The sequence below is a fragment of the Bradyrhizobium sp. 26S5 genome (assembly GCF_036923295.1).
In the GTDB taxonomy this organism is placed as follows: Bacteria; Pseudomonadota; Alphaproteobacteria; order Rhizobiales; family Xanthobacteraceae; genus Bradyrhizobium; species Bradyrhizobium septentrionale.
The window spans coordinates 807,026-829,588 of record NZ_CP145948.1 but is presented as its reverse complement, the minus strand read 5'-3'; the positions used below and the strand labels follow the sequence as shown (position 1 = coordinate 829,588).

At 56.9% G+C, this 22,563-nt stretch carries 20 protein-coding genes and 4 pseudogenes; 14 read left to right on the top strand and 10 right to left on the bottom strand.

Annotation, left to right across the window (positions count from 1 at the left end):
• Positions 1-278 precede the first annotated feature (278 nt).
• From V5279_RS46885 to V5279_RS03795, 4 genes are all read left to right on the top strand, one after another.
• Positions 279-554: a helix-turn-helix transcriptional regulator gene (locus tag V5279_RS46885; protein WP_414645896.1), complete on the top strand. Its 276-nt coding sequence runs from the start codon at positions 279-281 to the stop codon at positions 552-554.
• Between the two features lie 189 nt (positions 555-743).
• Entirely contained in the window at positions 744-1,508 is a 765-nt protein-coding gene (locus V5279_RS03805; protein WP_338695228.1) for a ThiF family adenylyltransferase, read from the top strand.
• A 158-nt stretch (positions 1,509-1,666) separates the two neighbouring features.
• Positions 1,667-2,029 carry a hypothetical protein gene (locus V5279_RS03800; protein WP_338695226.1) on the top strand — a complete coding sequence of 121 codons (363 nt, stop codon included), beginning with the start codon at positions 1,667-1,669 and terminating at the stop codon, positions 2,027-2,029.
• Positions 2,030-2,080: 51 nt separating this feature from the next.
• Complete coding sequence (locus V5279_RS03795; RefSeq protein ID WP_338695224.1) at positions 2,081-2,767, top strand: hypothetical protein; 687 nt, start codon at positions 2,081-2,083, stop codon at positions 2,765-2,767.
• Between the two features lie 289 nt (positions 2,768-3,056).
• On the opposite strand, the pseudogene V5279_RS03790 reads toward V5279_RS03795, so the two are convergent.
• Positions 3,057-4,384 (bottom strand): annotated as a pseudogene (locus tag V5279_RS03790) (IS3 family transposase).
• Positions 4,385-4,934: 550 nt separating this feature from the next.
• Here V5279_RS03790 and V5279_RS03785 point away from each other — a divergent pair.
• A complete protein-coding gene (locus tag V5279_RS03785) occupies positions 4,935-5,144 on the top strand; it encodes a hypothetical protein (RefSeq protein ID WP_338695222.1) in 210 nt (69 codons plus the stop codon).
• 296 nt (positions 5,145-5,440) lie between these two features.
• Positions 5,441-5,614 (top strand): hypothetical protein, encoded by a 174-nt coding sequence (locus V5279_RS03780; RefSeq protein ID WP_338695220.1) that lies wholly within the window; start codon positions 5,441-5,443, stop codon positions 5,612-5,614.
• Between the two features lie 115 nt (positions 5,615-5,729).
• On the opposite strand, the gene V5279_RS46880 is transcribed toward V5279_RS03780, so the two are convergent.
• Complete coding sequence (locus tag V5279_RS46880) at positions 5,730-6,152, bottom strand: replication-relaxation family protein (RefSeq protein ID WP_414645996.1); 423 nt, start codon at positions 6,150-6,152, stop codon at positions 5,730-5,732.
• A gap of 204 nt (positions 6,153-6,356) precedes the next feature.
• Between V5279_RS46880 and V5279_RS03775 the strand changes: the two genes are divergently transcribed.
• Positions 6,357-6,551, top strand: coding sequence for a hypothetical protein (locus V5279_RS03775; protein ID WP_338695218.1), 195 nt, complete (start codon positions 6,357-6,359; stop codon positions 6,549-6,551).
• Entirely contained in the window at positions 6,548-6,727 is a 180-nt protein-coding gene (locus V5279_RS03770; RefSeq protein ID WP_338695216.1) for a hypothetical protein, read from the top strand. Before V5279_RS03775 ends, V5279_RS03770 begins: the two co-directional genes overlap by 4 nt.
• Before the next feature lie 265 nt (positions 6,728-6,992).
• Here the strand turns inward: V5279_RS03770 and V5279_RS03765 are convergent.
• The 3 genes and pseudogenes from V5279_RS03765 to V5279_RS03755 form a co-directional block, all read right to left on the bottom strand.
• Positions 6,993-7,522 (bottom strand): annotated as a pseudogene (locus V5279_RS03765) (transposase); the annotation flags it as partial.
• A gap of 44 nt (positions 7,523-7,566) precedes the next feature.
• Complete coding sequence (locus V5279_RS03760; RefSeq protein ID WP_338695215.1) at positions 7,567-8,253, bottom strand: hypothetical protein; 687 nt, start codon at positions 8,251-8,253, stop codon at positions 7,567-7,569.
• Positions 8,250-9,476: a hypothetical protein gene (locus V5279_RS03755; protein WP_338695213.1), complete on the bottom strand. Its 1,227-nt coding sequence runs from the start codon at positions 9,474-9,476 to the stop codon at positions 8,250-8,252. Before V5279_RS03755 ends, V5279_RS03760 begins: the two co-directional genes overlap by 4 nt.
• 2,006 nt (positions 9,477-11,482) lie before the next feature.
• On the opposite strand from V5279_RS03755, the pseudogene istA reads away from it, so the two are divergent.
• From istA to V5279_RS03740, 3 genes and pseudogenes are all read left to right on the top strand, one after another.
• Positions 11,483-12,973: pseudogene (istA, locus tag V5279_RS03750) on the top strand (IS21 family transposase); the annotation flags it as partial.
• An 8-nt stretch (positions 12,974-12,981) separates the two neighbouring features.
• On the top strand, positions 12,982-13,845 hold the full coding sequence (gene istB / locus V5279_RS03745; RefSeq protein WP_338695211.1) for an IS21-like element helper ATPase IstB: 864 nt from the start codon (positions 12,982-12,984) through the stop codon (positions 13,843-13,845).
• A 284-nt stretch (positions 13,846-14,129) separates the two neighbouring features.
• The gene (locus V5279_RS03740) at positions 14,130-14,576 is read left to right on the top strand and encodes a hypothetical protein (protein WP_338695209.1); all 447 of its coding nucleotides are present in this window, start codon (positions 14,130-14,132) and stop codon (positions 14,574-14,576) included.
• A 416-nt stretch (positions 14,577-14,992) separates the two neighbouring features.
• On the opposite strand, the gene V5279_RS03735 is transcribed toward V5279_RS03740, so the two are convergent.
• Positions 14,993-15,991: a pentapeptide repeat-containing protein gene (locus V5279_RS03735; protein ID WP_338695207.1), complete on the bottom strand. Its 999-nt coding sequence runs from the start codon at positions 15,989-15,991 to the stop codon at positions 14,993-14,995.
• A gap of 122 nt (positions 15,992-16,113) precedes the next feature.
• Complete coding sequence (locus V5279_RS03730) at positions 16,114-16,530, bottom strand: hypothetical protein (protein WP_338695204.1); 417 nt, start codon at positions 16,528-16,530, stop codon at positions 16,114-16,116.
• Between the two features lie 454 nt (positions 16,531-16,984).
• Between V5279_RS03730 and V5279_RS03725 the strand changes: the two are divergent.
• Both V5279_RS03725 and V5279_RS03720 read left to right on the top strand, forming a co-directional pair.
• Positions 16,985-17,489: pseudogene (locus tag V5279_RS03725) on the top strand (transposase).
• Between the two features lie 89 nt (positions 17,490-17,578).
• Positions 17,579-18,205 carry a hypothetical protein gene (locus V5279_RS03720; protein ID WP_338695202.1) on the top strand — a complete coding sequence of 209 codons (627 nt, stop codon included), beginning with the start codon at positions 17,579-17,581 and terminating at the stop codon, positions 18,203-18,205.
• A gap of 44 nt (positions 18,206-18,249) precedes the next feature.
• Here the strand turns inward: V5279_RS03720 and V5279_RS03715 are convergent, their stop codons facing one another.
• Entirely contained in the window at positions 18,250-19,185 is a 936-nt protein-coding gene (locus tag V5279_RS03715; protein WP_338695200.1) for a hypothetical protein, read from the bottom strand.
• A 192-nt stretch (positions 19,186-19,377) separates the two neighbouring features.
• Between V5279_RS03715 and V5279_RS03710 the strand changes: the two genes are divergently transcribed.
• Positions 19,378-20,808, top strand: coding sequence for a hypothetical protein (locus V5279_RS03710; protein WP_338695198.1), 1,431 nt, complete (start codon positions 19,378-19,380; stop codon positions 20,806-20,808).
• Positions 20,809-21,174: 366 nt separating this feature from the next.
• Here the strand turns inward: V5279_RS03710 and V5279_RS46875 are convergent, their stop codons facing one another.
• Positions 21,175-21,399: a hypothetical protein gene (locus V5279_RS46875; RefSeq protein WP_414645895.1), complete on the bottom strand. Its 225-nt coding sequence runs from the start codon at positions 21,397-21,399 to the stop codon at positions 21,175-21,177.
• A 988-nt stretch (positions 21,400-22,387) separates the two neighbouring features.
• Entirely contained in the window at positions 22,388-22,525 is a 138-nt protein-coding gene (locus V5279_RS03705) for a hypothetical protein (protein ID WP_338695196.1), read from the bottom strand.
• Positions 22,526-22,563 lie beyond the last annotated feature (38 nt).

Genomic DNA, 22,563 nt, shown 5'->3' with positions numbered 1-22,563 from the left:
GCAACTTCCACAACGAAACAGTGCGACGAAATGTTCTAGTACGAGTACTTACAACTCCAAGGCGCGGCGGCGCCCTTCACGCCCGCATGTCCCCACGTCCACGTCCTCGTCATGTGACGTTGTGCATGATTCCTACAGCCACGAGAGGAAATGGCGCGCCGCGTGTTTTGTGTCTCATTCGTTCCACGCGGGCACTTTTCGCGTCTCGAAAGGGATCGTACCGTATGCGATTATAGTGAGCGTGCCTGTCATTCTTACTGGCTGGCCGTATCACTTATATGCACCACCCTCGCAGTTCATACCTTCGTCCGCTTTGCCGCCGCTGGGGATTCACCCAGGAGGGGCTGGCCGTTTTGATCGGTGTAAGGAGAACCACCGTCGCGCGAATTGAAGGGTCTAAGCGAAGGCCGAGTGTTGATGCGGTATCCATATGCGCGCTCGTCTTCAAGATGTCGTCCTTGAGCGAGGACGCGCGCATGGGGATCTTTGACGCGGCGGCTTTGGGGCTGAAATTTTTTTACTCAATTGATAGGAGAGACCGGCAGGTGACATAGCCGCCCGCGCCTGTGAGTCAAAATGCCGCATTCATGATCGATTCTCAGCGGCGACTGGCCATGATTCAATCCCTCACCACATCCAGGAGTAAGACTGTGATGGGTGAAATAGCGGATCGACAACGGGGACAGCTCTGCACCCGGCTCCTGTCCGGGACAACGATCGCGTTCTTCGGCACCGGTAGGAGCTTGAGCAAGATCGAAGTTCTTGCCTCAAGTGGAATCGGTCATTTTATCCTCGTCGACGGCGGCATCGTCGAACCCGAAAACATTGGTCAGTCCGGCTTCGCGTGGGATGACATCGGACAACTAAAGGGGGATGTCGCTGCCAACCGTGTCAGGCGCATTAACCCAGATGCACGGGTCGAGACGTTCGCCTGCCGCGACAATGAGCTTGAAGATCTCGACACCGTCCTTGGAAGTGCCGATCTCGTCATCGACGGAACAGATAGTCTGTCCGCAGCAATTCGACTGAGCCGAGCCGCCGTTCAGCTCGGCGTCGATGCGTTGCATATCAGGACGGAAGGCGACAATCGGCAATACGTTATCGCGGGCACTTTGCGGAATGCTGCGGGGCTCGGCTGCGTACGGTGCTTCCTCAAGAGCGCGTGCGATCGTCATGAGGCCGGACATCAATCGCCGCCGTTTTTCAATAGTCACCGCATCGTTCCGGAGACCTTGAATGTCAAGGCGGCGTGGGTCGCGCTCGGACTTCTCCACTACCGGGTTGGCTCGACGTTATCCATCGCATCCATTGGGGAGCATTTCACCCAGCTGCCATGCTGGATCGGGTTGAATGGAATTCATGCCGCAAGTGGAGAGATTTTTCCGATCCGGGCCTACCGCGAGCCGCTTCCCGTCGGCTGGCGGTGCCCGGTGTGTGGCACGAGCGCGTGCGCGAAGCCTCCGGTGCAGCGCCCGGAAGACCCTAACCAGGAGCGCGATAGGCAATGAGGAGAAGAATATGGGAACGACAGCTCAACGTCTTTCGGTCTGGGAACCATCACCGATTGGTCCCGACACTTTCCATTGATTGGGGAGCCGAACTCGACCAGAGCGATGCGATGGGCAGGCGACTGCCCATCGCAGTGAGACCGGGGACGGAGGGATCGATGCCTGTGCAGTTAAAGAATGTATACTGCGGCGGCAACCCGAACCTGGCTTCAATCCGTCAACAGGTTCCCGAACAGAGCAACGGGCGACTGAGCCACCAAAGCGTACTTGGCGATTTCTTCGTGTTCCGGTTCGAGCGCACCGCGGAAAGCTACAACATTTTCATCGAGCAACAGCGAGACTATGGTGGCCGTGCCAGCGATGCGAGTGCCACCCATCGGTTGGGCCTCTGCTTGGGACGACCGCGTATCTGCATCTGGCCCGGCAAGGAGCCTCGTGATCTACCGGCAGCCGTTTTTCTCGCGATGTTGTGGGCTGAACGCACGTCTCGTTATATCCGCGATGGCAAACCATGGAGCTAAAAGGAGATCATGAGGGGAGCTCTCAGTGGTGGAGATCATCCGATAATTAGAATGGATCATGGCGTCCGGCAGATTCTATTGAATTCGATTTGCCGACATCCGCCTGAGCACTACGCAATTCTCGCGGGGAGCCTCAGTGATCCGCACCGTGTGACCGATTGCAGACCGATGCCGCCAATGGTTGGGCCCGACGGCCGCTTAAACAGAGGCCCGGGTCACGTTCAGCTCAACGCACCATTTATTGAATACTACCTCAACATGGAATTGCTTCCCGCAAACAAATACGTCCTCGGCGTGATCCACACGCACCCATCAAACCTGAAGAACCTAACTGGCGGCGTAGCCGGTAGCGGTCAGGGAGACATGCCTTCTATTCGCGCGGCGTTGCAGCGGGCTGCGGAGGCCCAGAAGAACTGGAAAGACTTTTTAGCGCCAATCATCACGATGGACGCGGACGTCGGAGCGCCAACATTTACGGGCTGGATTGTCCGGCTGGGCCAGCCTGCCCCTATTCCTGCTGAGATTGTCTTCGAGGAGGCGAGCCCCGATTTGGCGGCAAAGCACATCCCGATTGAGGAGTGGATGGCTCCATATTTTGCGATCGTCAAACGAGTGCGCACAGATCGGTGGTCCTCCGCGGGCCATACGCGCTGGATGATCAAGAAGATCTATCAATGCATGCGCGCTGACCTCGACGCCAAGGTCAAGAAACAGCGGGTGCATCGATGCCCTACGTAGTTGCGATCTCAATTGGACTGCTGGGGTTGGTAACCATTCGAGACGCTTGCTATTTCGTTGCCGCCTACGGGGTGGCGAACTTAAACCTCGAATGGCTCTTAATGCTGGCATTCGGATTTTTGCTAGTTTGGCTTGGGTGGTTCATATTTAAAGAAACGCTCACAAAGACGTACACAATCCGCAAACGGTAGCGCTATGCATGTACGTTAGCAGTCTGTTTGTCCGCGTCAGATGATTTGAGACTGATCAGATTCGAGAAGGGAGGCTCTGGCTCATCAGGGGTTAGAGTTTAAGCAGCCTGCAGTTGATGCTGCAAGCGGCGGCTTGCAATGGTGTCGCGCTGGATCCGTTTTCGCTCAGCGAGGATCGCCTCGGCTCTGCCGAAGTAGACATCGGCTGGTGTGAGGTTGTCGATGCTCTCATGATAGCGAACTTGATTGTAGTGTTCGACGAAGGCCGATATCTGCCGTTCGAGATCGCCAGGCAGGTAGTAGTTGTCAAGCAGAATGGTTCTTCAGCGTCTGATGCCAGCGCTCGATCTTTCCCTGGGTCTGGAGCACCGCGCACATGCTGCATGCCCTTCTGGTCGAGCCACTTGGCCAGATCGTCCGCCACGTAACTCGAACCATTGTCGCTGAGAAGCCTTGGCCGGTGCGCGACGGCGATGTGGTCAAGGCCGGATGCAAGCGAGTGCCTGGTCGAGGGTGGCCGTGACGTCGGAAGCGCACATGGTGGAACCAAGCCTCCAGGCCATGACGAAGCGCGAGAAGTCGTCAAGCACCGTCGAGAGATAGTACTACCACCGTCCGGTGATCTCGAGCTAGGTGAAGTCGGTCTTCCAGAGCTGGTTGACGCCGTCGTCTTGTCCTTGAACTCGTTCGCCGCCTTCATCACCACATAGGCCGGGCTGGCGATGAGGTCATGGCCTTCAGCAGCCGATAGACGGACGCTTCGGACACAAAGTACTTTCGTTCGTCGGTGAACCGCACGGCCAGTTCGCGTGGCGACAGCTCAGGTAACTCCAGCGCCAGGTCGATGATCTAGCCCCGCACATCGTCGGGGATGCGACCGGTCTGGTCGAGACCGGTGATCGGCCAGCGCTTCAACGCCCCCCTCGCGGTAGCGATCATACCAGCGATAGAACGTGACGCGTGGGATACCGAGCTTGTCCAGCGTGCGCTTGACCGGAAGATGCGATTGCTCGACCAGCTGGATGATCTCGGCCTTCTGGGAGGCGGGATACCTCATGCCTCGTCCTCCCCATCCCCGTTCATGCGTTTTTTGAGCAGATGGTTCTCCGGGGTCAGATCGGCTACGACCTCCTTCAGGGCGGCGGTCTCCCCGCGGAGATCCTTCACCTCGCCGGAGGTCGCAGCTCGCGCCGCGTCGCCCGCCAAGCGGCGCTCGCCGGCCTCGAGGAACTCCTTGGACCAGCCGTAATACATCGAGGCGGCAATGCCCTCGCGGGCACAGCTCGGAGATATTTTCCTCGCCGCGCAACCCTTCCAGCACAATGCGGATATTCTCTTCCGCCGAATAATGCCGGCGTGGCTGTCGCCTAATGTCGTTTAGAACTTGTTCTGCCGGTGCTTTGCCCGGTCCGGATTTCTGCTTCATCTTCGCTCCTGGTGGCTACGATGAACCAGAAATCCTCCCTCCGCAAAATCCTTCAATCTGTCTCGCAGGACTGACCGCGAACAGCCTTGCGTTCGGCGGGTAACTCGCCTAATCGACGCTGCCGGCCACTGTAGAAACTGAATTCCTGCAGCTCGCCCGAAGATTGTAGTTGAATTGCTGCACACGTCGGTGCAATATGAGTTCGGGATAATAAGACGTGGAGGGGGCGATATGTCGCCGCGCTATAACGTTGACCCAAACCTTCTATATGATGGACCCGACTTCGACGAATTCTGCATCGCGGAAAAGGGGTACCTGAAGGCTTCCAGAGATAGAAGCCCATGCATCAAATGTGCTCTATCGAAGCTCTGTCAGGCTGGGTTCGAAAAGCAGGTTAGCTTTACAATCGAAGGCAAGGACCCAAGCCTGACAAAAGACTGCGAGCTCACCTCAGCCGATCTGACCGCAGAGCGCTTGCTCGCCGGATTAAACGACGAACAAACTGCATTCGTTAAGACTCACATCCCCAACTTAGCAAAGGAGTGCGGGAATGTCTGATACAGCCTCTCTTCAGCTTGAAGCGAAGAAGCAACTAGCTGCGAAAGCAGATACCGTCGCCAAACATCAGCTGGAAGCAAAGCGTCAGTTAACTGAAAAGGCATCGCTCGCCAGTAGAGCTCAACTAGAGGCCAAAAAGCAACTATCTGAAAAAGCTGATCTTCTAGCAAGGATGCAATTGGCGACCAAGAGAGGCACTTAAATCCGATATCGAATCGGCCGTTATGCCCAGAGATGGATCCTCCCGGTTCAGCCGGGTGATACCGAACTTCATCGACACGACAAGGCGAAGTATCGTGCGTCGTCCGTGTCTTTGTCGGTGTGCCCTTGGTTCTGGCAACGTTTGCGGCGCTCTTCGGCTTTGGTCGATATAAAATCCGAGTAGATCTGCGGATTATCCGGAAGGGCGCTTGATGTCAGCGCCATAAAACGCTTTCACTTCGATCTCTTCGATGAGAGGTTGGGAAACGATGGCGTACTGCGGTGTCGCGGCCTGGGATGGAGGTTATTCTCAGGGAATTGCGGCGCGAGAAGTTCGGCGCGAAGTCCGAGAAGCTGCGGCCAGATCCGATCGATCTCTACCATGAAACAGCGGCGCGAACCGTATTGGAATCCGAGTCCGAAGATACGATCTGGGATAAGGCCGATGTCGTGGCCGCTCCCGCTATGTGAGACGCAGGTCCGCATCGCGAGTGGATTGCGAACGCCACGTATTTGCTCAGGAAATGCAGCGATGAGTTCGTCAGAACGGATGAGGCGGATATCGCAGCGATCCCGCACGGCACGCTCAAGCGGGACCTGGAAGTCCACGATTTCCAGTTGATGTTCCATGAACGGGCGGCCTGCTTCGCGATTCTTTCCGCTCCACTCGATCTTCGAGGGCTGTGTGCGGTTCCCGGTCGTTGAGTAAGTTGGCTCCGAGATCGGCGAGCGCATACACCATTGGAGCCGAGCCCGCGGTCGGATAGTAGTCGAGCCGCGCGCGTGGGCGATCGATGTATCCGGCGTGAAAGGGTCGACAGAGTCGATCATTGGTGCGGTCGAGTGAGCGGTCGACAAGCGCGGAGATGTGCGTTGAGCGCAGGAAGCGATGCCGCGCGAGCAAGCGTAGGATGACCACGTCATCATCGGTTACGCGAAAAACCGGCGGCTCCGATGAGCGGCGGAATCGCGGCCGGCGCGTGCGCTTCGTATTTGTAACATCGTGCATGTCGGGGACCGTACCAGAATCGCCCGCGCGTCGGCCGTCGACCCCCGCGAACGCAACAAAAAGTGAAAAATCATCGTACAGTCTCACTCAACCATGTAGCGACACATAGCGAAACATAGCGAAACATCACTTGAGTTTTCTGTCACTGTCCATAAGGACGCGCATGGTCGCACGCCTTATACACTCACTTCAAGAGAGGAGGTGATGCAGGTGGACATCGATACCAAGATCGCGCGCGTTAAAGAGCTGATTGCAAAGCGCGAGGAACTGGATACTGAACTCCAGGAGCTGCTCGGTGGATCTGTGAAAGAGCGACGGGCACCGAAGTGCTCGGTCTGCGGCGAACCCGGGCACCGGGCGAGCACGTGCCCAGCAAAACAGACCGGAGCCGTCCAATGAACTTCAAAGCCCGCTTCGGCGGGCTTTTGCCCATCCCGGCAGCCGTGGCCCAAGGTTACTTTTGCAAAATGATTGCCAGAATCGTGAAGGTCACCGCAATTATTGCAACACACACATTGATAGTGTCCTGCCCTATTTGGAAATCCCACTTTGCCGTAGTTCTGATAATACGCTGAAGTCCCCATATTCCCATGATAACGCCGGAACATATCATCCACGCTGCGAGAAGCAGATCGGGATCGACGACATCTTTAGCCCGCCTTCGAAGCGACGCCATTACGACCACTACAAGAATGAGCGCGACACCGAGAATTAACGAGAACCACCCGGACCCGGCGGGCTTAGACGTTTTAGGCAGAGGCACAAGCTTTCTCCTTCACTGCTAACTAGGATGGAGATGTCCGATCGGTGTTGAACTACACGACGTTGCCGGAATGAATGTTACGCGGCCCTCGAGACATGGGCTACGGGCTTGATCGTCATGCGATCGTGGTGAGCGTGAAGGGCCGCACGCAGAACCGACAATTGCTTATGCGCCTTCAATCGTCGGAAGCCGTTGTTGGCCTCGATCATGCCGGCCGCGACCCATCGCAAGGCCATACCGGCATCCCGGCAGCGTTTGACGTTGCGCGTGACGCGGCGAATGGTGCCCATCATGTTCTCGGCGATGTTGGTACAGGCGAGCGATCGACGAAGCTCCTTCGGCAGCTTCAACCGGACGACAGTCAGGATTTCGTCGAGGCCTTCGAGGATGCTGGCCGCTACGCCGGCCATTGCTGGTCGAGTCGACGCGCGAGATTGTGGATCAATTTTTCAGCCTTGTCGGCGTCATCGAGCTGCCAGGCCTGGCGCAGCACCCGACGGGTGGCCGCATGATGCTCTTTCGGCAGGCGTTCCATGATGTTGCGCGCCTTGTGGATCTGGCAGCGCTGGATCGCAGCGGCCGAACCGAAGGTGCGGCGGATCGCCCTTCTGATGGTCCGTCCTGAGCAGGATTGGACTGTTCCCTTTCAGCTCATCGGTTCGTTTCCACAGTAAATACGAAGGAATAATCGGACGCGTAGTCCGGATTATCAGTTGCACCCATCCACCCTTTTGGCGACGCGACCAAGACGCGGCGCACCCGGCGGCCGGCAATTTTAGCGGTTATTTGCTGCGATGGATTGCCTATCCTGGCGGATTGATGACAATCCATGCATGACTTCTGGGTCTGCAAGTAGGTCTCAAGTGTGGTGTTGGCGACGATGTGACTGGCGCTCGACGGCGTGATGTCGCCGGTCGAGAGCGGTACAGTGCTCTGCGGCGGTACTGGCTGCGGGCTGTTCGGCCATTGCACGTCGATCAGGCGGTAATAGTTGAACACCGAATCCGCCGGCAGGATTCTCCAAGCATAATCAGTGACGGAATTCGCCTGCGAGTCCACAGGCGTGATGCGGGTGATCTGCATCGGCGCCGAATAGGGAAAGCAGTCTGGCGTCGGCGGCTTGCCAATCGGACACGCGTCGCCCGGCGGGTTGTTGGGCTTGCAGCGATAATAGATGTCGGCCTGCGGATTGCAGTTCGGATTGAAGAACGTATAGCCCGGCGATGGCTTCTGGTTGGGATTGCGCGGCAAGGTTGGCGCGACCGGATTGCCGTTGTTGTCATATTGGATTGGCTGACCGTTAATCAGCATGTCGGCAAGCGTTAGATTCGGATTCATGGCGAGCCAGCTCCCTGGAATCTGCACGGCCGCATGCAGCACCATGTTGCCGCGAAACGGTGCCCCGCTGACCGGATCGTTGACCTCGGCAGAACCGCGCAGAATCTGGTAGATGTCGATCGGTTTGGCGTCGCCGGGCACGTCGACGCCGGCCTTGATGTTGGGCCCGAAGGCGAATCTCGACGAATCCGGCACCTGGATATAGAGCCCGACCGGGTTGGCGAGGCAGGCGCGCAGTGGCGTGCCAGCATATTGCCCGCTTGCCCGCCCACCACCTGATTGACGGTCTGGCCGATGGTTGGATCGCTGTGGCGATATGCTTGGCCGTAGTTGCCGCAGCAGATCAGCGCCTGGGAATCGCTGTTGCGGCTGGCCGGATCGTCCTGAAACTGGGGCGGCACGTATTGCACCGTGGCAGCGCCGGCGAGGCCGAGCTCGGTTTGCAAGGTATTCGGCGTGCTGGTGAGATGCATAACCCCGCCATACGGATTGGCGCCGCCGCGCGTTGCAATCGGCCCCGAATTCCATTTGTTGAGCGGATTGTAAGCGCGCTTGCCGGTGTCGGGATCAATCACGGGATTGCCACTCGAATCCATCAGGGTAAGGTCGTCGAGGGTGACCTTGATCTGGTTCACGACTGACGCCCCGTGGTTGAGCGTCTGTTCGTAGAGTTCGCGCACCCGCTCCTGCGACACCTTCCACATCGTATTCCAGTATTCAGGGTTCTCGCAGGCAAAATCGACGCGGATGAGATTGCCGTCGCCGTCGCGCACCGTCGACCATTCGCAATATTCGTCGAGCCAGCCACGCGGGCCGTAGGGTCCGAACGTCTTCAGCGTTCCGCTCCAATCGGCCTGCGGACAGAGCGTCGCCGGAATGTTCTCGAAAGTTTTCCGACCGGTATCGTAATAGCCGGTGTCGGCCAGTTCATAAACCTGGGTCTGTAGGAGATTGTATGGGTTCGGTGGACTGACCGGCGGCGTCTTGGAATAGTACTGGTCAAGTCGGCCCGGAAACGCCACCCATTCGACCAACACTGCCTCCGTGCCCGAAGGGATATCAGTGTCGAGTGGATTGTAGAAGTAGTAGGCCGGGTCAGGGGTCGCCTGCTGGATCCAGCCGTTGACGTTGATGGTCCAACGATGGCTCAGGTTGGCATATTCGGGACTATTCGGCGGAAAGTCCTCGATGAAGGCTGGGAGCCCGAACTTGATGATCTCCATAACCTGATCTCCTCCGCGGTTCGCCGCGACGCTCGCATTCGCAGGTGATTGTGTGCGCGTGTCGCGTTCTGCGTCGCCCCGCCCGCCCGCCCGTGTTTTGTAACCTAGCTCCAGGCACTGAATATTCCCCAGCTCTCTCTAAAGCGGGCGCCGACGACAAACCTCTCTGCTTTCTAAGCTGTCATTCGCTGGCCCTGACCAGATTGGGGCCGCCTTCTAGGGTTCTTCGATTCGAAAATACGTTTGCGTGATGTGCGCCGACGTAAGTTGGTAACTTTGTGTTCTCGCTTCCGAAATATCTGCCAGGCGTCGATCGGAGGGCAGTGTAAGGCGAGAACTGATATTAAAATGAGGATACTTTCCCTTGATACGAGGGTGTATTTCCGCCGCAACTTGCACGTCTGATGATGAAACGTATCTCCCGCCCCACCTTTCGATGAAATGTTTGATTGGGTGGGTACGGTTCAAGAACCCCTTCGTCGTGGTCTGCGCATCGAGCCATTCGTATGCGATCCTGATGCAGTCGTCATGTTCGTGAGGATTGTCTTGTCCGTGACAGCGAACCCGCGTCTTGGCTTCCGCAATTTGCTCGGCGCTGAGCATGCTATGGTGGCCTTGTTGGTTGCTCTACCGCAAACACAGCAACAAGCATTTGACGGCTCTTAGGGGCCCGGCGGAATTCTTTCGCACCGCGCTCGATATTTGTAGAATACCGCTGATCCTTAGTCGAAGTTACTACCGAAACTGGTAGGCTTCCCTAGCCCCTGTGTTCGTCCTCTGACGTGAAGGGCGGCCCGCCCCGCGGCAAGCTCCCATCATTTCCGCAAGTACAACACTCCAAGAATCAGAAATGCCGCCCATGAGCGGCATTTGTGCGATTGCCTTATTAGCTAAGGTTGAGCTGACCCGGTCGTTCACGGCTTTTCTACTGCCCATCCGGCTTCGGCTGTTTGGAGTCGCTCAGGATGGTCGGCATACCTTGCAAACGCAACACAGGTCTTTAGTGCTCATCGAGGCTGACAGCGCGACCATGTTATCGACGTGAACACTTTGCTGGCGTCACCTTCGCGACACAGATCGGCTCGTTTTTATTTTGTCTTTAGGAAGCGCACTCTACCGTGTAGGCGATGGCTTTCGATACCAGCAATCGCTTCCGTTCCGGCCCAATGCGCCGAACCGCACCAAGTTGTTGATCAACCGTTGTGAAACCCTTGGCATTCGCGGGTAGGGGCGAATGAATGCCTCTCGGTTTTGGTAGTAGTCCAAATGAGTGTCAGCAACTAACCTCTCGGCGACCCGTGGGAAACTACGGACCCTCGAGTTGCCGCGATACGCCACTGTACGCCGAGATGTCGTGGCGAGAGCGTAGCGATTGCACGTTCGTTCCGCTGAACGAGAAGGAGAAAGTGGAGCTTCTGTGCGAACGTTACGGCGTGAATGTCTTTGCCGATAACGTAATGATGGATACAGAAGGGGACATGGGACTTCGGGGACGTAGCAGGTACACCATAGGGTGGCGGTGATTACGGCATGATCGACAAGTAGCGACTCTCGGCACGCCCGCGCGAGCTCCCCACGTCCCCTTGTCCCGCTCCACCCTCCTTTCATCGAAACGCTGGCACTATTGTCAAAGCCAAAATGGGGTACGGCGTTCTATTTCGGTGACAAGTCGGCACTTTTTCGTGTCTCGAACTGAGGCGTTCTCAGGTGAATAATTGCGTGTGTGCCTGTCATAAGGCCACCACGCTATGAACTACGACCTCAAATCATACATTCGACCTCTTCGCCGCCGCTTTGGCTTTACGCAAAAGGAGATTGCTTTTCTTATCGGGGTCAAGTGCCGCACGGCTATCTCGCGCCTTGAAGGCGCGAAGCGGAAACCGAGCCTAGAGTGTCATTCGGCCTGCAATATTGACCCCCTAAGCCGGGGGATCGGCGTCCAAAATTGACCCCCTACAGATTGGTCTGTTGCGCTGCCTGCTTTGGAACGAAGCAGGTGGTGGGGGATGCTGATCGTGGAGACGATTGCCCGGATCCGGCGCGAGCACTTCATCAAGGGCAAGACAATCAAGGAGATCGCCCGTGACCTGAAGGTGTCGCGGAACACGGTCCGGAAGGTGCTGAGGTCGGGAGAGACCTCCTTCGAGTACGAGCGGCAGGTGCAGCCGCGGCCAAAGCTGGGACGATGGGCAGTAGAGCTTGACGGATTGCTGGCGGCGAACGCGGCCAAATCGGCTCGTGAACAGCTGACGTTGATCCGGATCTTCGAAGAGCTGCGCGGCCGCGGCTATGACGGCGGTTACGATGCGGTGCGGCGTTACGCCAGGCGGTGGAGCAAAGAACGCGGGCAATCGACCGCGGCCGCTTATGTCCCGCTGAGCTTTGCCCCAGGCGAAGCCTATCAGTTCGACTGGAGCCACGAGGTGGTCTTGCTGAGCGGCACCACGGTAATGGTGAAGGCCGCCCATGTCCGGCTCTGCCACAGCCGCATGCTGTTCGTGCGGGCCTATCCGCGGGAGACGCAGGAGATGGTGTTCGACGCCCACGACCGGGCGTTCGCCCTGTTCAAAGGTACCTGCACCCGCGGCATCTACGACAACATGAAGACTGCCGTAGAGACGATCTTCGTCGGTAAAGGGCGTCTCTACAATCGCCGCTTCCTGCAGATGTGCAGCCACTATCTGGTCGATCCGGTCGCCTGCACGCCAGCGTCGGGCTGGGAGAAGGGGCAGGTCGAGAACCAGGTCGGGCTGGTCAGGGAACGCTTCTTCACGCCGCGGCTGCGGTTCAAAAACCTCGACGAGTTAAACGCCTGGCTGCTCGACAAATGCATCGCCTACGCCAAGGCTCATCGCCATCCGGAGCTGGTCGATCAGACGATCTGGGAAGTGTTCGAAGCCGAACGCCCCAAACTCGTTCCCTATGCCGGCCGCTTCGACGGCTTCCATGCGGTGACGGCATCGGTCTCGAAGACCTGCCTGGTGCGCTTCGACAACAACAAGTACTCGGTCGCAGCCAGCGCAGTCGGACGACCGGTCGAGGTTCAAGCCTATGCCGATCGCATCGTGATCCGTCAGGATGGATGCATCGTTGCCGAGCACCCGCGATCCTTTGGCCGCGGCGATACCGTCTACGACCCCTGGCATTATGTGCCGGTGCTCGCCCGCAAACCCGGCGCCTTGCGCAACGGTGCTCCCTTCAAAGACTGGGTGCTGCCGGCCGCGATCGAGCGGATCCGGCGCAAGCTTGCCAGCACCGACGATGGCAATCGGCAGATGGTCGACATCCTCAACGCGGTGCTGACTGACGGTCTGCCCGCGGTGGAAGCGGCCTGTGCCGAAGCGCTCGGTCATGGCGTCCATTCCGCCGATGTCGTGCTCAATATCCTGGCCCGTCAACGTGAACCCGCCCCACCGGCCAACATCATGACGCCGGCCGCACTGACGCTCCGTCATGCACCGATCGCCGATTGTGCCCGCTACGACAACCTCCGGAGGACCATCTGATGGAACGAACCCAAATCTTCGACCTCATGGGCGAACTGAAGCTCTACGGCATGAAGGCCGCCTTCGACGAGATCATGGCAACCGCCGTCAAGCGCCAGCACGAACCTCAGCGCATTGTCGGCGACCTGCTCAACGCCGAGATCAACGAGAAGCAAGCAAGGTCGATCAAATACCAGCTCACCATTGCCAAGCTGCCGCTTGCCAAGGACATCGCCGACTTCCAGTTCGACGGCACGCCGATCAATCAGACGCTCGTCAATGATCTCGCTGGCGGCGGCTTCATCGCCCAACAACGCAACGTCGTGCTGGTTGGCGGAACCGGCACAGGCAAGACCCACCTGGCCATTGCCATCGCCAGAAGCTGCATCCGATCCGGTGCCCGCGGCCGCTTCTTCAACGTAGTCGACCTCGTCAATCGCCTCGAGACCGAGACCCGCAACGGACGGCAAGGACGGCTCGCCGAGCATCTGACCCGGATGGACTTCATCGTGCTGGATGAACTCGGCTATTTGCCCTTCGCCCAGTCCGGTGGACAGCTTCTCTTCCACCTCGTCAGCCGGCTCTATGAGCGGGCCTCCATCATCGTGACCACCAATCTCGCCTTCGGCGAATGGCCGAGCGTGTTCGGCGACGCCAAAATGACCACCGCGCTGCTCGACCGATTGACCCATCACTGCGACATCGTCGAGACCGGCAACGACAGCTGGCGATTCAAGAGCCGAGACGACAATCACGCCACCCGCGCTCGTCTCGCCTCCGCTATCCCGGCCAGCTCCGACGAGACGAGCGCTACCAGCAAACCCCGCCGCACGAAGGGGTCAAAATTGGACGCCGATGAGGGGTCAAATTTGCAGGCCGATTGACACCTAGAGGCTGCGTTCATATTCGCGCTGCTGTTCGATACAACTCCCTCGGAACTGTTTCCCGGGCTTATGGCGGAGCTTCATGAGATCACCGTTCGGCGAGTAAATGATCTCTATGAGGAGCTTCAAGGAAACCCGTCTAACACGACGCAATTCAAGTTGGACTTCCTGGAGAGATTACTAGAACGAGCTGAAAAGCGCGTGTTTCGTGCCGTATGAGGCGCCCCGATCGACATGGGCTCGCTCTTTCAATCTATTTAAACACGCGCGGGTTCGCATTCGTCGTGTTCGAAGGCCACCTCTCGCCGTTCGACTGGGGAATACGCGAGATACGCGGGCCTCGAAAACGCAAAGGATGTCTCACGCGTATCACGCAAGTTGTCGATCGGTATGCTCCCGATGTTCTCGTTATTCAGGACACGTCCGAGCAAGGCACACAACGAGCGCGGTGGATCACGACCCTCAATGCCTCGATCCGTGCACTCGCGAAAGAGCGCGACGTTCCAGTTTTCGCATATTCGCGCGATCAGGTCCGAAGCGCGTTCGAGCGCTACGAATGCCCGAACAAGCATCGCCGGGCTGAGCTGATCGCGAAGCACATTCCCGCGTTCGAGCGTTATGTTCCACCGCCCCGCAAGCCGTGGATGAGCGAAGATCGGCGGATGGGGCTGTTCGATGCAACGGCGCTCGCGCTCGTGTTCTTTCAGTCAGTCGACAATTGGGTGGGGTAGTCGCGTGCAGAGAGCGTTCCGAGTAGAACGCACACCTTCACCTTGGTCCAACGCGCTGTTGCGTCGCGGGAACGGCATGTCTGGTCTGACATACTGTCTGGTTCGCGTCCAGGCAGCTCGGCTAGGGCGCGTACTCATAAAGCCTCGCCGATGTCCGCTTCGCTCCGAGACCGACGGCCTTTGTGCAACCGCAGCAAATGACGCGATGGGCCATAAACTGACACAACCAGCACATATTTGATTCGATCAGCGCCCGCCGCATCGAAATGCTCATCAACCCAGAACATCTGCAAACTATACGGTGATATACGGTCCAACCGGTCAAAATCATTGCGCCGACGTACAAGCTTCCGCGGTCGCTGAGTCAACCGGCTTCGCTCACCGGCGTATGTTTGCAAGCAAGTTCTCGCAGCACGTTATGGACACGGCTTCAGTGTGAGGCCGTTAGGCAGCATCGTGTTTGTGCCGCACGCCTTGTCCAATTGCCCTTGGGTCAAATTCTTCACTGCGGTCAGGTCGGCGCGGCTCAGGTTGGCGGGGCCGCCGGAGGGAGCGGCGCCCGGGAAGGCAGCGGTCAGGTCGGGGCCCAAGAAGGCGCCGGCCAGGTCGGCGCCGGTCAGGTTGGCACCGACTAGGAGGGCATCGCGCAGCTCGACGCCGATCAGGATGGCGCCGGTCAGGTCGGCGCCGGACAGGTTGGCTTTAAGGGTAGCGCCGCTCAGGTTGGCCTTGCTCAACTTAGCGCTGTTCAGCTGGGCGCCGGTCAGGTTGGCACCGGTCAGGATGGCGCCGGTCAGATCGGCGCCGTTCAGGATGGCGCCGCTCAGATTGGTGTTGCTCAGGTTGGCGCCTGGGATGCTCACGTCGGCCAAGTCTACCACCCCGAGTCCTTCCGTGCGCCTTCCAATAACCGTAAGCGCCGTCTGGACATCGGTGGCCGGCTTTTCGGGGACGGTTTTTCCTTTCGTTGCCTCACGCACAAACGCGCAAAGCGCCTCAAGTACCGGCTGATGATATCCTGGGGACTTTTTATCATTCATAACGCCTTCCAGCGCATAGATGCCACCGAGACGCATCTGGGTGTTCTTGCCGGCAAATTGCTCAAAGCCTTTTGACACCTGATTGCTGATTAGGAGATCGCGCGCCGCCTGCTGCTGTTGCGAGAACTCTAATCGCTGCTCTTGGAATTGGAAGAATGCAAACGCAGCACCGATCAGAACGGCGGCTCCGCCGAGCGCCTGACCGAAAGTCTTGCGGAAGTTGTCTTCGACATCCGCACGGTCTTTCGGATTGGCGGGGGGGATTCTTGGTCGAAGGCTATTGAGCTGCCATTTCGGCACTATCCACCACAACCAACCCAGCAGCGCTATCGCTACAACGGCGACAACAACAGTTGTGATGTCGAGATTTGTCATGGCAACCAATCCCAACGCACTTTAGGCCGAAAGCCGAGAGCAGGTGGAGCGAGCTCAACTCAACGCTCTCGCTGTCCTCAAATTCGCTTCAATGCGCCTCATATTGTGAAAGCTATGCAATCCTAACTCAAAAAACGTTTCACAACGTCCAGTTGCCCTTTGACCGCAGCTTTGATCGCCACATACCCGGCAAAGCCGACGGGATCCTCACCGTGTGCACCTCCAGAACAAGCGTAATGCGCACCATTGATTAATGCGTCTAGCTCGCCCTCAGCAGAATTGATCTGTTGTATGGCGCCGGGCTTATTCTGGTTTGCCAAAGCTAGTCTTGCGGCGTTTAGTGCATTCACAGCCGAGTTACCGTGAGACTGCAACCCACCCCAGTTAACCGGGGGCACTCCGCTGGCGCCGCCTGAGCAGCCCTGGCTCATCGATACCATTAAACTTTGGGTCTGAGAGATTACGTCGCCCAGCACGCTGTCTGCAGCGGCATTTAGGTCGGCAGGGAACGCAACCGTGGTGATTAAGGGCGTGAACAAGAGAACTCCACAAAGCAGAGAAGCAGTTCCCGCCGAGGCTCCCAGGCTTTTCCAGCAAGAAACCATCTGCAAACCCTCCCATGTTCGATTTCTCGCCACCAACGGCGGCTGGAGAGAGCGGTAACATCAATCTACGGCATGCAAGTAACCAGAATACTACGAAGGCGATTGCGGGATATTTTCCTGCACGCAAACGCTGTGGGCAAGCCCTAATCCGTTAGGGCCGTCCAATTATCCGTTTAGAGTTGGCTCTCACCTACAGGTTGTATCGATATGGTCACACCATTAGATACATGATCGGATGTCCGCACGGGGTCATTTTCGACGGATTCAACGGGCGTTGTCAGTTGGTTGACTTCCGCTTTGCCCCGAAAGCGCCGAACCGGCGCCGGGCCAGAAGCGTTGCGCTTGGACCGACCCCCATGATTCAAACTCCCAAACTGGGGGTCGAATCATGCGCTACGAACTCGCCGACTATGAATGGCTTGCCATCAAGCCGATGCTGCCGAACAAGCCGCGTGGCGTTCCTCGGGTCAACGACCGACGTGTCCTCAACGGCATCTTCTGGGTCCTGCGATCCGGGGCACCTTGGCGCGATCTGCCGCCTCATTTTGGCCCTTACACGACCTGCTATAACCGCTTCGTGGCGGCGGGCTGGTGTCTGGGGCCGCATCATCGACGCACTTGCTGCCGCCCACGATGACGCCGACTGGATCAGAGAGCTTGCCATGAAGAAGGGCGCTTGGGCCAACATCCCGCCGAAAAGCAATCGGAGCGATCCGATCTGCTTCAGCCCCTATCTCTACCGCGCTAGCAACCGGGTCGAGCGGTTCTTCAACCGGATCAAACAATGCCGCCGAATCGCGACGCGTTACGACAGGCTCGCTGCCAACTACCTTGCCTTCATCCAACTCGCGTCAATCAGACTGTGGCTGCGTTTTTATGAGTCCGCATCCTAGAACAATTTAGAATTGAAGTATATCGATAGTTGTGCATAATCCAAGCCTCAATTTATTAGATTTCACTATTTTCATTTTGGAGTTTGCACATGACGACCGTTCGCATTCAAACAATCCAGATTCCTGCCAATTCTTGTGACGCCGACTGCATGCCGCTACGCCACAATAAATGGCAGATGGACTTTCCGATTACTGATCCCGCTCGGATAGGAGTTGGATATCTCGTTGAACCGGCTTCCTTTGTCTTCGCGCCTGAGCCATTCGCACTGCACGATCATCATTACTCATCGAACAATACTCCTGACGCTTCGCGTGCCAATGTGACGTATCAATTCACGGCTGCCACCAGCGTAAGAGATCTGCTTGTCATTCAGCACACAAACGGCATCACTGAAATTGAGGGCGCGGTCTCCGACACTGGGGCGCCCGGCAGCTGGCAGAGTATTGGCATTGCGAAGAGCCGGCTCGTCACTGACCCGGCCACTGGCACTACTCCCACCGGAGCGAACATGTTTGTCGAGGGTTCGATGGACCTGTTCGTATTTCCAAATCCTCCAGCGGCCAAGCTGCATCTCAGAATCACCGTCCACAAGACCTCACTAGCGAACGGTTGGGCGAGCTACAGAATCTACCCACGAAATGATCAGCACGACCCGTATACGGTAGCGAGCCAAAATAGCTTATTGACGAGAGGTGGGTTGGTTGTAACTCCGTAACTCGGACGGCCTATCTCACCGCCATCAGGCGCGTTCGAATTGAATCAGTCACCGCACCTGCGTGGCTGATCGTCATATACGCCGACGACAATGATTTCATATGGCACCGACCATCGCAGCGCATCGCCACCGTGGCGAATTCGCCACGAGACGAGAGCCAAATCGATTCTTGGAATTCCAAGGACGAGCATACAGTCACCCACGCTCATCGTCTTCTGCTTTTCATCTGGCGCTGTGCCCGCAACAAAGCCGACACGGCGGTCGTGGACGAGCAATTCTTCTTCACCAGAATAGATCGCGGCCGAAACGAATTCGCCGTCCTCTTCTCTGTGAAAGCGCTTGCGGATTTTCATGAGAAATTTGACGTAGTTAAATCCCATCATTCGCATACGCATGCGGACGCGGCCTTCGGACGGGGTAATCTCAAAGCTGCCACCCTCATATCGCGGAAAAGCCTCTTCAGCCTCCTTGGCATCGAACCCTTCGATCGGTCGAAGCGTGCTCGTGAGGTCTTGATCGCCGACCTTGAGAATCGGATGGACCTCAAAAACATGGGGCGGATTGGTTGGGCCATCGCCCTCATAGGGCGATCCAGCATCGGATTGTTGGATGTGCGTATTGTCCCCGCCGTGTTCCGGCCAGATGCGCCAAACGCCCGACAGGTCGATTGCTTGTCCTGAGCCCTCCGCGTCCTTCACGGCACTCACAGCATCGGGCACATCCTTTGCATTCTGAATTTCCGCAACCGTAGCTAGACCAATTTCCGGCGCCCGACCGGCGACATACATGTCGCCGTCCTTGCTTGCTGGGTTGGGCCGCTTGTGCGCAGCATCTACCGTATAGTGAGCCGAAATCGTAAGTCTATTCTTGAACTTCTCGATGAAGCCCTTATTCAACTCAAGTATGCTATCGGCAAAAGAAGACGAAATCGGCAGGCAAATATATACGAGCATCGCGCCCAACGTAACGAAACGCGGCATGTTCAGCTCCTCGCCGTATCGCCAAAGTCTAGAGCGCAAATTGTGAAAAAAGCAAGCTAAGATAGCGGTCCGCTTGATACCCTGCTGGAGAAGCCGTTTGGGACGCAATGTTGCTGAAGTTGCGTATGATTCGGAAAGTGAAGAGCCGCCCGTTCTTGTAAATTTCCCAAGCAGAATTCGGATCGCAGCCCAATGATCTCGCGTCGGAAGGTAGCAGCATCAATCGATCGGGCTGGTGCGCTATTTGAATTGTGTTGGAAGACTCTCAGGAGCGGAAAAGCCGAAGCAAAAAACGCGGACGGGGCTGATCTTATCGCAGTCCAAAAGCACTTGATTGACGCTCAGTGGATACTCCAAACCCAGTACATGGCAGTCGCTCAAGAAAAGCAACGTTTGATAGCGGGAAGGACAACCTATCAGCCCGCTTGGTTTGGTCGTCGAATGGCTCGATTGGATGGATATTCGAAAGCTATTAAGTCCGCGATTGGCATCGGAAAGGTTATCGGCGATGGGTACGCTTGGATATTTTACCGTGATGATGTGCCTCTGATTGAGCAGCATCTCAACCGTCAGCGACAAACGCATCTCCCGCCAGGCGTGGGTGGAATAGGCGAACGAGCTTTCGTCGAGAAGCTACAGGGGCTCAACAGACACTTTGTTCTTTATCACGGTATTACATCATTTCTTCGAATGGGAGATGTAAGCTTCATCAGCCCAGAAATGGGTAGAGTTGCGTCAATAGGAGAGTTGAAGACAAAGAAAATCGGCGAAGACAGATATGAAATAACCCTGGGCTGTCTCTTTGGCGCGGGCTTCAATCTTCCGACAAGCTTGGCAGGCGCGTTCGCAGAAACGCCTTCGCAACGTTCGGAACCGCTGGCCCAAAAGATTAGGGATCGTTTAAAGCGGCAAATGGCGGAGATAGCTCGCGCATTTGAATCCTCCAAGCAGCGCGAACAGCAAAGTCCCATCAATGTAAACGGCCGCATATTTTTTAATGAGTTGAACCGGGCGGTTGGTGAAAGCCTAAAAGCAGGATTCGCGTATCAAAAAGCGAGCGAAAGCCTTCTCATTGGAGCAATTCGGCTTAGCGAACGCCGGATTTCTAACCGGCTACTCAATGGAGACGGCGAAAACCTCAACGCAAGGATCGCCCCCGTCATAGAGCACATCCCAACGATCATGGATAAGGCGCTTCGTGATAACTGCGTTGTTGCTTCGTTTGTAGGATATGGCACCGACGGTCTTCCGATCGTGCTCCGCGGAACAATTCCGCTTTTTTGGTGGCCCATCGAGCGGAACAATCTGTTCGATATGGTGTTCGGGAAAGTCCTGGTTGTTTCGATGTACAATCCCGCGCACTTCTGGGATATGCTTCGTCAGAACGGATTTTCCGTCGAGTTGGATGCTCGGTTTCGCTTTGTCACTGCCACTCGAAAACAGGGAAAGCGCGTAACACGGCTCGAAAACATGGATCACTTTAACAAGCTCTCAGGACAGTTTTTGTTGAGCGACGAGAGCATCATGAGTGTCGTTAAAAAAGCACTTGAGTTCGGCGAAACGCAAAGTAGCGAGTACCCACTCAAGATCGAAATGGTACCTACCTTTAAGGACGGCTCTTGAACCCGCGGGCAACGATGTTGTCTCGCTTGTTATTTCTTTGCATTGCAACCAGGTTTAGGTCTGATTGGAAGCGCGCTCAGGTATGCCCGCTTTGGAGGATGTCATGATCCGAACGATCCTGGGTGGTGTCGCATTCGTCATCCTTTCCACGTCTGCTCTTTACGCGGCGGGCTCGTGCTCTACCGGCCACTACAATACGTGCGTTTCCTGCTGTCAGAACAACCCCAATATCCACATCAACAAGAGGGATATCTGTGTCTCGCAATGTGGCTCTTACCCGGACTCTCCTTTGGGGAGAGCCCTGAGAGAAAAGGGGTTCAAACGCAATAATTAACGCCGGCACGACCGTGAACTTACGATTTACGATTATTCCGGCCTTTGCACGCGGTCCCGGAGGCGAAGACGGTTGCGGACGCGCACGTCGACGCCAGGGCCGGCAGCGCGGAAGCGATCTCGACAGGAATAAGAGCCGGTACGGCCTCGCCGCCTAGGCAGCCCTGGCGCGCCTTGACGCCGACGCCGGGTGAACAGCAGGCTTTGTGCCAATCCATGTCGGCGCGCAACGCCGCAGACGGTCTCCTCGACTTGCATGGTCTCGTCAATGAGGCGGACCTTCTCGTTGTAACTCCACCGATGCCGACGCTCGGCACCCAAAGAGCCGTCAGTTCGAGCCCGATCTTTTGTTGTTGGTCGAGCAGTTCCTTGATGTGCTGTAGTCTCTCCATTCACGGCTCCTAGGTTGAGACGTTCGATCGAGGGAGCTCGGGACGAATTGGTCCTGTTGGCGACTTCCGCAACATTCCCGTTCAGGCTACCGTGGTGCGCCTGCTAGTCTGCAGTGTTACACGGGAGGATAGGATGCAGAAAACAGTTTGGATTGCTGTAGTGGCATTGCTCGTGCTTACGCTTGGGACAGCAGATGCGGCGACGGCGGCATGTTCGGCAGGGAAAATAACCTGCGCCGCTTGGTGCACAAAATATCGCCCTGGGGCACAGGACTGTTTCGTCGGCCCGAATAGCTGCGAGACAAAACCGGGCGGAAAAGCTGCCTGCGTTGGAGACATATGCAACGCACGAAATGATTCATGCACGCGACTTCAAGAGCAAGAAATTAAGAGGAAACAAAGATGACTTGAAACGATGACGAAAGTCATTGTCGTCGGTCTCGCTAGCCCGGCTCGACCGGGGCAAAGGAGGATATAAATCGCCTGCTACTTCCAGTGCGCGAACTTGTCCGCCTGGGAGTTCGGGATCAAGAGATCGCGAAAAGCTGTCAGGGCCCTCGGTGCGAACATGCGCACCTTAGAAACGTCTTGCGCGCCGACACTGCCCATCCTGCTGTTCGTCGAACGCGCCGCGGCTCCTGTGGGAGTACCTCCAAATAAATCCCCGGCCTTAACCCGGAAGCGCTTGACGAAGCCTACGAGTACGCGGGTGCCGCGCTTCGCCCGTTAATGCGCCATCACTTTTCGCTTCTTACCGCTTGCCACTCAGACGAAAGGAGCGTCAGATTGAGACAGGCGCAATTGCGCGCCGGAAGCTGCCCACAAAACGGCGACTCACCGAAGTCTCCGTTATCTCAACTGGCAGCATCAATGCCATCGGCAGGCAGCCCCGCCGGATTTTTTCTTCCTGCGGCTGAAATCAAGATTGGATGTTCGCTGGCATAGCCGTTCCTAACAGCGGCAAAGACCATGGGCGTCGCGATGAGCGTCATTGCGCGTAACGATTGGGTTGCGAAACGGCCAGGGCGAA

Bases quoted from the DNA above. Each gene is read 5' to 3' on its own strand.
- V5279_RS46885 (WP_414645896.1), top strand. From the start codon at position 279: ATGCACCACCCTCGCAGTTCATACCTTCGTCCGCTTTGCCGCCGCTGG.
- V5279_RS03800 (WP_338695226.1), top strand. From the start codon at position 1,667: ATGCCTGTGCAGTTAAAGAATGTATACTGCGGCGGCAACCCGAACCTG.
- V5279_RS03795 (WP_338695224.1), top strand. From the start codon at position 2,081: ATGGATCATGGCGTCCGGCAGATTCTATTGAATTCGATTTGCCGACAT.
- V5279_RS03785 (WP_338695222.1), top strand. From the start codon at position 4,935: ATGTCTGATACAGCCTCTCTTCAGCTTGAAGCGAAGAAGCAACTAGCT.
- V5279_RS03780 (WP_338695220.1), top strand. From the start codon at position 5,441: ATGGAGGTTATTCTCAGGGAATTGCGGCGCGAGAAGTTCGGCGCGAAG.
- V5279_RS46880 (WP_414645996.1), bottom strand. From the start codon at position 6,152: ATGCACGATGTTACAAATACGAAGCGCACGCGCCGGCCGCGATTCCGC.
- V5279_RS03775 (WP_338695218.1), top strand. From the start codon at position 6,357: ATGCAGGTGGACATCGATACCAAGATCGCGCGCGTTAAAGAGCTGATT.
- V5279_RS03770 (WP_338695216.1), top strand. From the start codon at position 6,548: ATGAACTTCAAAGCCCGCTTCGGCGGGCTTTTGCCCATCCCGGCAGCC.
- V5279_RS03760 (WP_338695215.1), bottom strand. From the start codon at position 8,253: ATGAATCCGAATCTAACGCTTGCCGACATGCTGATTAACGGTCAGCCA.
- V5279_RS03755 (WP_338695213.1), bottom strand. From the start codon at position 9,476: ATGGAGATCATCAAGTTCGGGCTCCCAGCCTTCATCGAGGACTTTCCG.
- istB (WP_338695211.1), top strand. From the start codon at position 12,982: ATGGAACGAACCCAAATCTTCGACCTCATGGGCGAACTGAAGCTCTAC.
- V5279_RS03735 (WP_338695207.1), bottom strand. From the start codon at position 15,991: ATGACAAATCTCGACATCACAACTGTTGTTGTCGCCGTTGTAGCGATA.
- V5279_RS03720 (WP_338695202.1), top strand. From the start codon at position 17,579: ATGACGACCGTTCGCATTCAAACAATCCAGATTCCTGCCAATTCTTGT.
- V5279_RS03715 (WP_338695200.1), bottom strand. From the start codon at position 19,185: ATGCCGCGTTTCGTTACGTTGGGCGCGATGCTCGTATATATTTGCCTG.
- V5279_RS03710 (WP_338695198.1), top strand. From the start codon at position 19,378: ATGATCTCGCGTCGGAAGGTAGCAGCATCAATCGATCGGGCTGGTGCG.
- V5279_RS46875 (WP_414645895.1), bottom strand. From the start codon at position 21,399: ATGCAAGTCGAGGAGACCGTCTGCGGCGTTGCGCGCCGACATGGATTG.
- V5279_RS03705 (WP_338695196.1), bottom strand. From the start codon at position 22,525: ATGACGCTCATCGCGACGCCCATGGTCTTTGCCGCTGTTAGGAACGGC.